6 protein-coding genes are annotated in these 16,475 nt (G+C 29.1%); all 6 read right to left on the bottom strand.

Annotated elements, in window-relative coordinates; translation table 11 throughout:
• Positions 1-100: 100 nt before the first annotated feature.
• The gene (locus QMG30_RS05705; protein ID WP_281813159.1) at positions 101-1,276 is read right to left on the bottom strand and encodes an S-layer homology domain-containing protein; all 1,176 of its coding nucleotides are present in this window, start codon (positions 1,274-1,276) and stop codon (positions 101-103) included.
• A 561-nt stretch (positions 1,277-1,837) separates the two neighbouring features.
• Positions 1,838-3,016 carry an S-layer homology domain-containing protein gene (locus QMG30_RS05700; protein WP_281813157.1) on the bottom strand — a complete coding sequence of 393 codons (1,179 nt, stop codon included), beginning with the start codon at positions 3,014-3,016 and terminating at the stop codon, positions 1,838-1,840.
• Positions 3,017-3,180: 164 nt separating this feature from the next.
• Positions 3,181-4,356 (bottom strand): S-layer homology domain-containing protein, encoded by a 1,176-nt coding sequence (locus QMG30_RS05695; protein ID WP_281813155.1) that lies wholly within the window; start codon positions 4,354-4,356, stop codon positions 3,181-3,183.
• A gap of 784 nt (positions 4,357-5,140) precedes the next feature.
• Positions 5,141-6,316 carry an S-layer homology domain-containing protein gene (locus tag QMG30_RS05690; RefSeq protein WP_281813153.1) on the bottom strand — a complete coding sequence of 392 codons (1,176 nt, stop codon included), beginning with the start codon at positions 6,314-6,316 and terminating at the stop codon, positions 5,141-5,143.
• Positions 6,317-6,862: 546 nt separating this feature from the next.
• On the bottom strand, positions 6,863-8,047 hold the full coding sequence (locus tag QMG30_RS05685; RefSeq protein ID WP_281813151.1) for an S-layer homology domain-containing protein: 1,185 nt from the start codon (positions 8,045-8,047) through the stop codon (positions 6,863-6,865).
• A gap of 806 nt (positions 8,048-8,853) precedes the next feature.
• Positions 8,854-16,464: a glycine rich domain-containing protein gene (locus QMG30_RS05680; protein ID WP_281813148.1), complete on the bottom strand. Its 7,611-nt coding sequence runs from the start codon at positions 16,462-16,464 to the stop codon at positions 8,854-8,856.
• Positions 16,465-16,475: the final 11 nt, after the last annotated feature.

Raw genomic sequence — 16,475 nt, 5'->3', positions numbered from 1 at the left:
ATAAAAAAATACAATCAAAACCTATATTGGAGTTTATTTATTATTATACAAAAAGGATTCAAAGATAATATCCTTGAATCCTATAATTTATAAGAAGGTTTTAGTTATTTTTACCATCTCGAATTTCTAATAGTTTAACATCTAGTCTATTCATATCTTTATCAAAATATTCTGTATAGTTAGAACTGCCAATAAGATATCCATAATTCATATTGTGTTTTATAATAGAGAAATACTTTTTATTTGGGTTATGTTCTACAGTTACTATTCCAAAGTCATAAATAGTATTTTTACCATCTAAAAAATTTTGAATATATTCTTTTTTATTTAAAGTTTTATTAACTGAAGCTGGACCTAATGTACAATCTCCCAATGCCCCTGAAGAATATTTATTTTTGAAATATTCCATATCTGAACCATGCATTATATACATATTCATTCCGGCATATTTATTATTGTAAGTATTAGCTTTTACTCTTACTTCATCAGTAGTTACAAAAAAACCACTAAATAAATTGTCCATATATATTTGTACTAATCCCTCTAAAACTAAACATCTAAATACTCCAAAATCTTGTAATCTAGTTACTACAATTATTGCTTGTTCTCTAGTAATATTTTTTAGTGGACTAAATAGAGCTTTTTGTCTGATATCAAGAGTATCAATACCATAAATAACTTCTCTAGTACCTTTTAAGTATTCAGCTGAATAAGCCATAGATACTGCATCTTTAGCCCAATTAGGTACAATATTAAAATCTTCTATTTCTCTTATACCTCTAACAGGATTACCAGTTCTTATAGCCTGAGTATAATTTGTAAACATAACAGCTGCTTCAGCTCTAGTTATATAATTATCTGGTTTGAAAGTACCATCACCCAAACCATTAACTATACCAAGTCTACTGGCAACATCAATATATTTATCATCTATATCAGTGAATTTAATATCTGACTCAACTTTTTCTAAGAAATTATCTAATGTAAGTGTTCGAAATTCCCAGCCTAATTTAGTAATCTCTTCATAACCTTCATTATACTCATTAAAACTAGTAAATATTGCAGTTACCATTAGGGTAGCGAATTCTCTTCTAGTTATAGGTTTATCATAATCACATTGAATTTCCTCTGGAACTAAACCATCTGCAATAGCTTGATTAACTTCTTCAGCAGCCCAATCTGAAGGTTGTTGTTGATATGACTTAGCATTTACTTTAACACTAAACCCAGATAATAAGATACTTAATACCATTAACATTGTTATCATTCTTTTCATACAAAACATCTCCTTAAATTTATTATATTAAAATATTTTATCCTGAAAATTAGATTCAGGTAACTTTTACTTTCCTAATTTCAACATTCATATGGTCATAGTAACATTATTATTGTAGCTATGTTGATATATAATACTATTGTTTATTCATAATATTATATATTATTAACTATTATAATCAACATTTACATAGTATTAATTAAATTTTTAATTTATAATTAATATACCATAATAAAGATGTTGTTTCAAACTTATAACATTAAAATACAAAATGTTAATTTGAATATTAACTATATAAGAATAGCTTTTGAAGTATATTTAATATTGATTTTAATATAATAAAAATGACTAATATAACAAAATATATTAGTCTGTCTAGTAGGGTTAATTAATTTCTATTCCTTATACTTATAATAATAATTTACTACGATAGGTCTATTAAAGTGGTAATGGAATAGAGGAGATAAATTAAATTATAAGTCTATAAATATGCAAAATAGAAGTAATGGTATTTTGTGTTAATTGATAATAGAGTATAAATAATACAAATAAATATTTAAATTATTTTTTTAAATTATTATTACCCTCTCTAATTTCTAATAATTTAACTGGTTTTCTGTTCATTTTATCATCAAAATATTCAGTAGTACTTGTACCACCTATAATATAACCAAAACTCATATTATGTCTTACAATAGAGAAATACTCTTTAGAAGGGTTATGTTCTACAGTTATTATTTCAAAATCATAAATAGTATGCTTACCATCAACAAAGTTTTGAATATATTCTATTTTGTTTAAAGCCATATTTGTAGCTGCTGGTCCTAGTAAACAATCACTTAATTGACTGGATGGGTATTTATATTTAAACTTTTCCATGGCAGTTCCAGGACGAATAACCATATTCATACCAGAGTATTTATTATTATAAGAATTTGATTTAATACATACTGTATTATCAGTAACAAAAAATCCACCAAAAAGATTATCCATACAAATTCTTACTAGCCCTTCTAAAATCAAAGCCTCAAGTATATGATAACTTTGTAGTCTAGATACTACAAGAATTGCTTGTTCTCTAGTTATATTATCTAAAGGATTAAATATTGTTTTTTGTTTTATATCTAAAGTATTCATACCATAAATGACATCTCTAGTACCTTTTAGATATTCATTAGAGTATGCCATGGAAACAGCATCTTTTGCCCAATCAGGTACAAGGTAAAAATCTTCTATTTCTCTAGCACCTCTAACTGGATTTCCTCCATCTATAACTTGAGTATAATTTGTAAACATAACAGCTGCTTCAGCTCTAGTTATATAATTATCTGGTTTAAAAGTACCATCACCCAAACCATTAACAATACCAAGTCTACTGGCAATATCAATGTACTTATCATCTGTGTCAGTGAATTTAATATCTGACTCAACTTTTTCTAAGAAATTATCTAATGTAAGTGTTCGAAATTCCCAGCCTAATTTAGTAATCTCTTCATAGCCTTCATTATATTCATTAAAGCTAGTAAATATTGCAGTTACCATTAGGGTAGCAAATTCTCTTCTAGTTATAGGTTTATCATAATCACATTGAATCTCTTCTGGAACTAAACCATCTGCAATAGCTTGATTAACACCTTCAGCTGCCCAATCAGATGGTTGTTGCTGATATGATTTTGCATTTACATTAATTCCAGATATAAAAATACTTACAACCATTATTATTGCTATTATTTTTTTCATATGAAGTATCTCCTTAAAATAATATTTGATATATTTTTCTTTCCATACCTTCAATAATCTATTAATTTATTTAATACAAAATAAGTTTATTTATAATAATGTAAGAAATTAGTTTTATTTAAAAGTAGATTATTAACACTAACTTTAATGATAATAAATATTTTTTAATTATTTTCACATTCTATCACTTCTATTAATTTAACTGGTTTTCTGTTCATCTCATCATCAAAATATTCAGTAGTGTTACTACCACCTATAATATAACCATAACTAATATCATGTTTTACTATAGAGAAATATTCTTTGCTTGGGTTGTGTTCTACAGTTATTATACCAAAATCATAAATAGTGTGTTTACCATCTAGAAAATTTTGTATATATTCATTATTATTTAAAGTCATATTTACAGCTGCTGGACTTAAAAAGCAATCACCTAGTTGTCCTGATGGATATTTATGTACAAAATTTTCAACAGGTGATCCTGGTCTAACAACCATATTCATACCTGCATATTTATTGTTATAATTATTAGATTTGATTCTTACTTCATTATCTGTTACGAAAAAACCACCGAATAAATCATCAATACATATTTCTATTAAACCTTCTAAGACTAAAATTTCAAGCATGTGATAACTTTGTAATCTAGATACTACAAGAATTGCTTGTTCTCTAGTTATATTATCTAAAGGATTAAATATTGTTTTTTGTTTTATATCTAAAGTATTCATACCATAAATGACATCTCTAGTACCTTTTAGATATTCATTAGAGTATGCCATGGAAACAGCATCTTTTGCCCAATCAGGTACAAGGTAAAAATCTTCTATTTCTCTAGCACCTCTAACTGGATTTCCTCCATCTATAGCCTGAGTATAATTTGTAAACATAACAGCTGCTTCAGCTCTAGTTATATAATTATCTGGTTTGAAAGTACCATCACCCAAACCATTAACAATACCAAGTCTACTGGCAATATCAATGTACTTATCATCTATGTCAGTGAATTTAATATCTGACTCAACTTTTTCTAAAAAATTATCTAATGTAAGTGTTCGAAATTCCCAGCCTAATTTAGTAATCTCTTCATAACCTTCATTATACTCATTAAAGCTAGTAAATATTGCAGTTACCATTAGGGTAGCGAATTCTCTTCTAGTTATAGGTTTATTATAATCACATTGAATCTTTTCTGGAACTAAACTATCTGCAATAGCTTGATTAACACCTTCAGCCGCCCAATCAGATGGTTGTTGCTGATATGATTTTGCATTTACATTAACATTAAACCCAGATATTAAAATACTTACCAACAGTAACATTGTTATCACTTTTTTCATTTAAAACATCCCCTTAAATTTATTATATTAAAATATCTTATCCTGAAAATTAGATTCAGGTAACTTTTACTTTCCTAATTTCAACATTTATATGGTCAGGATAACATTATTATTATAGCTATGTTGATATAAAAATAATGTTATTTATTCATAATATTATATATTATTAACTATTATAATTAACATTTGCATAGTATTAATTAAATTTTTAATATATAAATAATATACCATAATAATGATGTTGTTTCAAATTTATAACATTAAAATACAAAATGTTAATTTGAATTTATTAACTATATAAGAATAGCTTTTGAAGTATATTTAATATTGATTTTAATATAATAAAAAATGACCAATATAATAAAATATATTAGTCTGTCTAGTAGGGTTAATTAATTTCTATTCCTTATACGCATAATAATAATTCACTACGATAGATTTATTAAGTGGTAATGGAATAGGGGAGATGTATTAAAATTTAATTCTATAAAAATTATGATGATACAGAATAGGAGTAATGGTAATTTGTGTTAATTGTTTGGGTTAAAGTAAGGGTTAGGACAAGCACCACTTTTATGTAAATTTTACTAATACTAGGAAGCTTACTTTACCTATTATACCAGTAGCATTTTATGGGTAATCTAATATAAATACTAATCATGGAATTCAAAGTAATATTGTTTAACTGATGGTATAATAGTTTTAGTATTAATATATAAATATTTATTTATTCAATAATAGAGAATTAGGTATAAAAGCTAAATAACTAAATAAAATAATTTAATTAATTATTTTTCCCTTCTCTTACTTCTATTAATTTAACATCTAGTCTATTCATATCTTTGTCAAAGTATTCTGTAGTATTTCCTCCACCGACAATATACCCATATTCCATATTGTGGTTTATAATAGAAAAATACTCATCACTTGGATTATGCTCTACAGTTACTATTCCAAAATCATATAAAGTATTTTTCCCATCTATGAAGTTTTGTATATACTCTGTATTATTTAAAGTCATATTTATAACCGCAGGACCAAGAGTACAATCTCCTAATTGTCCTGATGGATATTTATGCTTAAATTGTTCCATTGCCGAACCATGAGCTATATACATATTCATTCCAGCATATTCATTATCGTAAGAATTAGCTTTTACTCTTACTTCATCAGTGGTTACGAAAAAACCACCAAATAAATTATCCATATATATTTGTACTAGTCCCTCTAAAACTAAAGACCTAAATACTCCAAAATCTTGTAATCTAGTTACTACAATTATTGCTTGTTCTCTAGTTATATTTTCTAGTGGACTAAATAGTGCTTTTTGTCTGATGTCAAGAGTATTAATACCATAAATAACTTCCCTAGTACCTTTTAAGTATTCAGCTGTGTAAGCCATAGATACTGCATCTTTAGCCCAATTAGGTACAAGATAAAAATCTTCTATTTCTATATCCCCACTTGCTGGATCTCCAGTACGTATAGCCTGAGTATAATTTGTAAACATAACAGCTGCTTCAGCTCTAGTTATATAATTATCTGGTTTGAAAGTACCATCACCTAGACCATTAACAATACCAAGTCTACTGGCAACATCAATATATTTATCATCTATATCAGTGAATTTAATATCTGACTCAACTTTTTCTAAGAAATTATCTAATGTAAGTGTTCGAAATTCCCAGCCTAATTTAGTAATTTCTTCATAACTTTCATTATACTTATTAAAACTAGTAAAAATGGCAGTTACCATTAGGGTAGCAAATTCTCTTCTTGTTATAGGTTTATCATAATCACATTGAATTTCTTCTGGAACTAAACCATCTGTAATAGCTTGATTAACACCTTCAGCCGCCCAATCAGATGGTTGTTGCTGATATGATTTTGCATATACATTAACATTAAACCCAGATATTAAAATACTTACCAACAGTAACATTGTTATCATTTTTTTCATTTAAAACATCCGCTTAAATTTATTATATTAAAATATCTTATCCTGAAAATTAGATTCAGGTAACTTTTACTTTCCTAATTTCAACATTTATATGGTCAGGATAACATTATTATAGCTATGTTGATATAATAATAATGTTATTTATTCATAATATTATATACTAGTATAATTAACATTCGCATAGTATTAATTAAATTTTTAATTTATAAGTAATATACCATAATAAAGATGTTGTTTCAAATTTATAACATTAAAATACTAAATGTTAATTTGAATTTATTAACTATATAAGAATAGCTTTTGAAGTATATTTAATATTGATTTTAATATAATAAAATGACTAATATAATAGAATATATTAGTCTAGTAGGGTTAATTAATTTCTATTCCTTATACTTATAATAATAATTTACTACGACAGGTCTATTAAAGTGGTGATGGAATAGGAGAGATAAATTAAATTATAAGTCTATAAATAGACAAGATAAAAGTAATGGTATTTTGTGTTAATTGATAATAGAGTATAAATAATACAAAAAGAATAAATTATTTTTTTAAATTATTATTACCCTCTCTAATTTCTAATAATTTAACAGATTTTCTATTCATGTCTTGATCAAAATAATCGGTATAATTTGAAGCACCTATAATATAACCATATTCCATATTATGTTTTAAGATAGAAAAATACTTAGAACTAGGATTGTGTTCAACAGTTATAATACCAAAATCATAGATAGTATTTTTCCCATCAACAAAATTTTGAATATATTCAGTTTTATTTAAAGCCATATTTACTGATGCAGGACTTAACAAGCAATCTCCTAATTGTCCAGAAGGATACTTATATTTAAACTCTTCAAAAGGTGAGCCAGGCCTTATATACATGTATATAGCATCATATTCATTGTTGTAAGTGTTAGCTTTTATACGTACTTCATTATCTGTAACAAAAAAACCACTAAATAAATCATCCATACATACTCTAACGAGTCCTTCTAAAACTAAACATTGGAGTACTTTATACTCTTGTAATCTAGAAACTACAAGTATAGCTTGTTCTCTAGTTATATTATCTAATGGATTGAATATTGTCTTTTGTTTAACATGAAGAGTATCAATACCATAAATAACTTCTCTAGTACCTTTTAAGTAATCAGCTGTGTAAGCCATAGATACTGCATCTTTAGCCCAATCAGGTACAAGATAAAAATCTTCTATTTCTATATCCCCACTTGCTGGATCTCCAGTACGTATAGCCTGAGTATAATTTGTAAACATAACGGCTGCTTCAGCCCTAGTAATATAATTATCTGGTTTAAAAGTACCATCACCCAAACCATTAACAATACCAAGTCTACTGGCAATATCAATGTACTTATCATCTATGTCAGTGAATTTAATATCTGACTCAACTTTTTCTAAGAAATTATCTAATGTAAGTGTTGGAAATTCCCAGCCTAATTTAGTAATCTCTTCATAACCTTCATTATACTCATTAAAGCTAGTAAATATTGCAGTTACCATTAGGGTAGCGAATTCTCTTCTAGTTATAGGTTTATTATAATCACATTGAATCTCTTCTGGAACTAAACTATCTGCAATAGCTTGATTAACACCTTCAGCCGCCCAATCAGATGGTTGTTGCTGATATGATTTTGCATTTACATTAACATTAAACCCAGATATTAAAATACTTACCAACAGTAACATTGTTATCACTTTTTTCATTTAAAACATCCCCTTAAATTTATTATATTAAAATATCTTATCCTGAAAATTAGATTCAGGTAACTTTTACTTTCCTAATTTCAACATTTATATGGTCAGGATAACATTATTATTATAGCTATGTTGATATAAAAATAATGTTATTTATTCATAATATTATATATTATTAACTATTATAATTAACATTTGCATAGTATTAATTAAATTTTTAATTTATAATTAATATACCATAATAAAGATGTTGTTTCAAATTTATAACATTAAAATACAAAATGTTAATTTGAATTTATTAACTATATAAGAATAGCTTTTGAAGTATATTTAATATTGATTTTAATATAATAAAAAATGACCAATATAATAAAATATATTAGTCTGTCTAGTAGGGTTAATTATTTCTATTCCTTATATTCATAATAATAATTCACTACAATAGATTTATTAAGTGGTAATGGAATAGGGGAGATGTATTAAATTTTAATTCTATAAAATATTCTGATGATACAGAATAGGAGTAATGGTAATTTGTATTAATTGTTTGGGTTAAAGTAAGGGTTAGGACAAGCACCTTTTTCCCGTTAAATTTCACTAGTATAGATATAAGATATTGAATGATTAGTCTAATATTTAATAATAATAATAAGGTAAATTAATTCATATAAAATCAAGTAATTGTTTTATTATTTATTACTCTAGTTCTAAATTAAAAAAGGCATTAAGGTATTTTCCTTAATACTTTTTTTAATTATACTCCCTTACCAAAAGGGTAGGGGAGTAATAAATGTTTTTGTTATAGGTATAATCTATTAATGAGTACCGGATGTATCTAAATCTTCAGCAGAAGATTTTTCAGAAGAATATATACCTACGACATTATGTTTGATAGAAGATATGTTATATTTCTTTCCTACGATGTCAATAGTATTATTACCTTCTGGATGTTTATATTCTAAAACATAAGTGTTTCCGGAGGCTTTTATATCTAGAGTAGCTAATATGACTGTTTTGTTGTTCATGACTTTATCCATATTAGTTTTTGTTAATTCTTTTCCAGCTTCTACGAATACAGATGATGAAGGGACTCCTACACTAAAATGCCATCTTTGTGCTTGCCTGTTATAATCATACTCAGGTATCTTGTTTCCTGGGTTAAAATCTTCTCCATCCTCAGTAGTAGTACCTATAAATGTTCTATTCCTTTCTTTTAATTGTAATATTTGAGTAATTCCGTATTTATAACCATTGTCTCTAGGTATATCAATAGGAACAGCATCACCAGTTTCTGTTACTCTTATCATTTTGGATTTAACATATTCTGTTATGGTTTTTTCTTCTCCACCATAATTTCTTCTTCCGGAATTATCTAACCAATCTAGTGCAATGTAATTCTTATATACTGAATCAGTATTCCAATCAGGGACTACATTATCATATATATTTATTGGTTGATAAGATCCTTGTACATTGGCATAAACATCAACAGGAGATGTATCACCTGTATCTAGATTCAAACTATAATAATAAGGAATAATCTGCATATTATTATAATAGTTACCAACAGTCTCAATGTCCATTAACATATAATATCCTAATCTTGTTGGTTGTTTTTTAAGAGCTTGAATATTATTATCTGATGGACTTAATGGGAACTGTTTCGGACTCTCTTGTAAGAAATCCAAAGAACCAAAAGTATTGAGATAATGTCTTGAGTCAATGGGATCTCCAAAGATATTAACATTAGCTCCTAGATAATTGTTTTGTGATTCAATGTCAACTTTCTTAACAACATTGTCAATGAACCATTTTGTAGGAGTTACAGGATTCTTGAAATAATTGGAGAATCGATAATCGGTTGTGTCCTCCATGACTAAGTTTCCTATTCTTCCTACAACATCAATATTATACTTTTTAATAGCCGAATGGTAAGCCGAACAGTCTTTCTCACGTTTTTTGTTGGTATCTTTATTATTATCAATAAAGGTACCATTATTAGCAAGTACTCTAAAGTTTACCTCAGCACTAACAGCTTCTGAATTAGAGATAGGAACTTTAAAGTTATACATATCTTCATCAACATCTAAATCTATATATTCTCCAACTCTATACATTTTATTTTCATATATTACATCAAAATTAAAAGAAACTTGCTTTTCTTTCGTCCATTTAGTGGTATCCATATGATCTACAAAACCTTTACCTCGGTGTGTAGTCGTATGAGCAATACCATAACTACCATCATCATAAAAATCTCCTTCATTAGGGAAATAGACATCAAAATCTCTGCCTAATACAACCATTTTACCAGCAGTCTTATCTCCTAATCCAGGTATTTCAATAGTAGGATTAGCAGGTATCTTTGTTTCTACAATCTCATACCAATTTTTTGGCGGAGTAGAGAGGTTGTTTTCTATAACACTACTTGATGTAGAGGTGGGGGAAAGTCCTGGTATCCAAGGTATACCTTTGGCTGATGTATATGAATTTGCTTTATTTCTTAAAACTATTTCTAGTGAAATAATATCATTATGGTAGTTCCCAAAATAATAGGCTATATTTCTATTTAATGGGTTTAATTGGATAGAGCCGGTATTATTGCTTATTGTTGGAAGCCCTGCTGATTTCAACATATCTCCAGTTATTTTCCCTTTGAATCTACCCGTAGATAAGTTCCATATACCTAATAAACCATTACTTGAATTCATACCAGAACATCCATATATTTCATTATTCTTTTTGTCTACAATTAAACCACTACCTGTGTAAGATGAAGACATTATAGAATTTCCATTCGCTAGAGTAGTTAAATAACTTAGTTCTTTACTAAATAAATCAAATTTGTACAGTTTATTGTTATTTTTATTATAGAAATAAATATAATTATCTCCATCCCATCCACTTCTTGAATACCAAGATATACTTCCTGCATTATGCTTAATAACTTTTTTATTCGTTAATGTATTATTACTAGATATTTCATAATCTATTATGTTAGAGTTTGATTTACTCCAACCAATTAAATGGTCTTTATCTTCATAATCAGTATAGACTGTATATGCTGCAGGGACAGATGAATTTTTGGTACTTAGTTCATCTATACAATCATATTTAATCCAGTTACCAGAAGAAATATAGTTTCCAATATCTCCATTAGGTGTTTTATTGTATTTAGATACACAATCTAAATTTCCATGGACTACATAGATATATTTCTTAGATACCATTACATCTGATGGATCTGTTATATGATCAAATGATGTGTTTTTCAAGATATTATTGTGAGTCGATAAAACGCTGGATATACCTATATTTCCTAAAGAGACTTTTCCTTTACTCCAGTCTCCTGCATAACTATCGCTAGCTGGAATATAATTAGCGTTATTAACTCTAATAGTTCTTTCTCCTTTTGCAGGTATTATTATGAATTCTGGTTCTGAATTACCTTGAATATTAGGTTCAGTAATTTTTACTACGCCATCACCTTCTCGTACACCAGTTTTCATTGTTCCGTTAGATACACCACCTACGTATCCAGAACCACCGCCACCACCAGAGTCATCATTATCATCGCATCCAGGCTGATCGTTACCACCAGCTCCACCGCCATAGTAGCCGCCACCACCGCCGCCACCGCCGGAATTATCACCGGTATAGTTAGAGCCACCAATACCTAAACGTCCACTGGAACCACCTTCATCACCACCGGAACCACCATATGATTGAGAACCACCTTGACCTGGAGAGCCATATCTATCACCTCCGGTACCTCCAGTTGTACCACCACCAGAACCTCCTCTACCAGAGGATCCACTACCTCTATCTCCTCGTCCACCGCCACCACCAGCAACGATTATACGATTAGTTAATGAATTACCTTTTCTTCTGATGTCAGTACCACCGCCACCACATTGACTTGAACGTCCATGGCCAGAGCCACCTCCATTGAATCCATTAGAACCACCAGTGTATATATATAGTCTTTCGCCTTTAGTCAAATCTACTTTTCCAGTTGCGTAACCACCTAATCCACCAGAGCCATTACTACCTTGAGCTCCCCATACTTCTAAAGTATAGGTTCCTGTTACAGGAGCTGTATAGGTTTTATATCTACCAGTATAATTAAAAACTTTGGTTTCACCTTTATGAGAAGGTTTATAATCTGGATTAGGTATTTTCTTTTCAGGTACATATTCTGGATTATCTATAGTGTAAGGTTTTACATAATTAGAATTACTTACTTCCGTATTAATATATTCTGTATAAGGTATAGTCTTCCAGCTATCTGATTGACTGCCTACTTTGACTAATCTAATATCATCAGCACTTACGATTTCCTTAGAACCTGTATTCGGACGAGATGCACCATTAACTACAGAAACTTTTATTTTATCTGTATTATAAGGTGTTTTAAATGTTTCTGATATGTTAACGATACCACCACTATGGTTTTTACCGAAAATCCAATCTTTTAATTTCTTTTCGCCATTATAAGCTTCTACTAAAAGATAACCTTCACACCCTTGAGCTTTTATTTTAGCAGTTATTTGATAATCGGTGTTTGGCATACCAATAGTTGTTGATTGATATTTTTCTGTTTTATTGAGATTGGATTTTGCCACTACAGTTAATGAATTTTTTCCGGAGATGATTTCATTGCTTTTACTTTCATAAGTAACATCTTTATTAAGTGGATGACCTACCCAATTAAGAATATTACCTTGAGAATCAGATATTTCTGCATCTCCATTATAGATGAAATTCTGTAATTCATGAGTTTTCTTAAGTTTAGTTTCCGTCTCTACTGTATCAGGAACAAGATTACCACCTATTATTTTAGATTTAGATGTTCTTTGATCATATTTATCGTCTTCAGGTATAATCATAGCATATTGAGTTGAAACTGGATTGTGAATTACAATATCATTAATTTTATTATGTGAATCTGAATACTTTGTTGGGAACTCAATACCTTTCCCAAATTTAGTATATTTATCTTGGTATATAGTATTATTATCCCCGATAGATAATATATGTTTGTAAAATAGTGAAGATTTTCCTGTAATGTATTCGTCATTTTTATTTTTATCTATAATATCTATTCCTGTTTTCATAAGTCTTAGATCTTTATATGGTCTTAATGGTCTTACTATAGTATGTGCCGGGTCAGAATCAAATATGGTTTTGATTTTTACATTGCCACCATTACCATTATATTTAGAATTAGTATTATAGAATTTACCGTTATATGAACCTATGTTAATGTCTTCAGGTTCCATATCACTTGCAGATTTATTATTATTTTCCCATAAATTACTTAATGGTATAGTAACTTTTTTAAAGTTATCTTGAGTTTTGGTTGGTTCAGAATCTTTCTCAAAATACATTATAGATTGATCTCCAGAAGAAGTCTGTAAAATTAAAAAATCTGAGATAACAGTAGCTGTATTCTCAGTTTCACGTCTTTCTTTGAATTTATCATATTCTATTGTTTTTTTATCTTTGCTGTCTGCTGTATTATCTAAATAATTACCATCATTAGGATAGGCATTATTAGTATATAATATACCATCTGCATAACTTGCGGAGTGTCCTTGACCTCCCTCACCAGTAACAGTATTTCTTCCTAATCCATTTGATTTATCTGATCTAGGACCTTCATTCCATATAACATTATCATGCTGTTGTGGCTCTATACTATAACGTAATCTACCACTCTTAGAATCTTCTTTCTCGGCTATGTTATAAAAAATGTTAGGATTTCCTTGAACTACAGATGCTTTTATTTCATCAGACCCTGTTATCTTTTTCATACCATTGAGACAACTTTTATCTATTTTCCATACTTGTACATTAGTTATTTTCAAAGTATCATATGTTATATTTTGTGTCCAAGTATCTACAATATCAGGCATATCATTTAAATGTTCTGGCCCGCAAATTACATGTGCGGGTAAAGTTACTGTAACTGAGTAGCTATAGTGTCCTGCTGTACCTGCCGAACTCTTGGCTGGTACTCCTTTTTTAGCAGGTTTACCTGGATTATAACCCTCTTCACCTTTTTTACCTGATGGCGGTACTCTAGGTTCTGGGTCAGAACCATCAGTCCAAGAACCTCCGGAACCTTCTGTGATACCCCCAGAGACCGATGCATTCCAATCACTAAATTTTCTAGTTTTACCATCACTAGCTGCTGTATGAGAAATTACAGTTCCATTAACTTTAGCTGCGTATGCTTTAGCTTCTGCATGTGCTGCTTTTTGCTTGTTATAATTCCACTTATCCTTTACACCACCACCATGCCATCCACTAGCTGAATGAGTTCCGGTCCAAGGGATAGAGTCCGACCATGTCTTAGTATAAGATCCTCCTTCATGTGCATTAAATGTAAAACCGCCTACTTCGTAATTTCCAGCTTGATCTCCTTCTTTGAACTCACTAGGTACCCCAGTAAAGTATGATTTATATTTTCTAGTTGCTTCTTGATTTTCGCAATACTCTAAAGTTACATCTACAATAAACTCTGATCCACCTGAAGCAAAATATAATTTTTCTGTAGTAGGAACTCCAGCCATCGCTTCAAAACTTTCATGATATGGACTACCTTGTTTTATTTCTGACCAGTAAGATGGTAATGAAGAATAAGATCTAATTACTGGGAGTGGTATTAGAGCATTTTCATATTTTTTAGTAGCGATAGCAGGATCTCCTGTTAGTGTTACTATATCTTCATCTTCAGGTCCTGTCTTAACCTGTATATTCCCAGTATATTCATAAGTTTGAATTTCACCTTCATCTATTTTTTGATTAATTAAATCATGGGTAAATGTTATAGGTTTTTCACCTTTCAAAAAATTCATTAGATTGTCTTTGGATATGTTATCCCAGGTTTTATCGTCACCTGTAACTTGACTAGACTGTAGTTTTTTCCCTTTACCAGCATTTTCAGTAGTATTTCTTGTGACAATGGTACTTGTCATGTTTGAAGTTAGTCCTACTTTTATTTTGGGATATCCTTTTTCATAAGTTACTTTATTCCATATCTCTTCTTCTTCTTTAGTTATCATTCCTGTTAAATTGACAGGATCTTTTTGATTGATAGTAGTAGAGTGAGCATCTAATAAAACATAAGGGTTATCAACACTAACACCAAATTTCCCAGAAGGGCGAAGAGGAGGGGGAGATAAATTGATTATTGTTGCTACAACGAATCCCTCATATTTATCTTTTACTAATTGTAAGTACTCCATAATACCTACTGTTTTTTTCCCTTTACTCAAATCTTTAAAGTACGGATCTTTTTTATGAGTTTTTAGATAATGTGAATGTCCATATACTAATGCAGCTCCCCAGGCTAGAGCTGTAGTATCATGTGGTGTACCTACTAAACTAGAACATCTATATCTATCTGGCTGTTGTACCATAGAATTTTTAGCCGCTTTTAATATTATTTCTTCTTGGTGCCTATACATTATAGGATCAGTATTAGCAAAAAAATTGTTTGTTGTTTTTGTTAGACTATTTGCTTCTGTTATCCCTGCTGAGTATTCAATATATTCAGTTGCTGGTAAAAGTAAGTTATCACTTCCCCATGCTTTTGATGTAAACGTTGCAACAGTGTCTATACCTATAAGTACGGGTTTATTGTCCAAATTTACAAAGTTTATGTATCTATTTATTGCATCTTCATATATGGCTTTGGATCCATCTGGAACTAAGGCGTATAATATCATAAGCATTTGAATATATCCAGCATTATTTTTAATTTTTTCTTCTATATCTATAACTCTACCATGATAATGACATATATCGTTTATTTTTTGTATAATAGAATCTTTTGAAAGATTATCCCATTGATAAAATATATAATTCATAATACCTAAACATTGTTTTTCAACATCATCAGTATTACTATAAATATCTTTCCAATGGGTACCTATTGTAGAGATATCATTATCTTTTACTAATCCCATTAGTTGATAAAAGAATATATCATAACCTGTTTTTATATTAGAAGTATCAATGAACCTTACTTTTTTATCTATATCTGTAGGATTAACATATAATAGATCGCCAGATGATGCTTCACACCAGCCTACTTTTATATGGCTTTTATTTACTTGATTTTTTTTAGGGACTATTATTATAGAATTTTGTAAGTTCAAAAAATGGTTTTTATAATGTGCTGCTATTTGTTTATCAACATTTTTTTCGGTACCATATTCTAAAGGAGGGTCAAAATCTTCTGATATTATACCTATACGAAAATTAGGTGTAGAACTTGCACCTCCTTCCAGCCCAATTTCTCCACCACAACTAAGTCTTCCAATTTCACCAACAACTCTTTCAGCATTTACTGGTATTGGAATATATATACTGAATATCATTAAAATGCAAAGTAATATGGAAATTACTTTTTTCAATTAATATCATC

The organism is Vallitalea longa (assembly GCF_027923465.1).
Taxonomy (GTDB): domain Bacteria; phylum Bacillota; class Clostridia; order Lachnospirales; family Vallitaleaceae; genus Vallitalea; species Vallitalea longa.
Note: the sequence above shows the minus strand (reverse complement) of the source record. Positions and strands in the feature narration are given on the sequence as shown.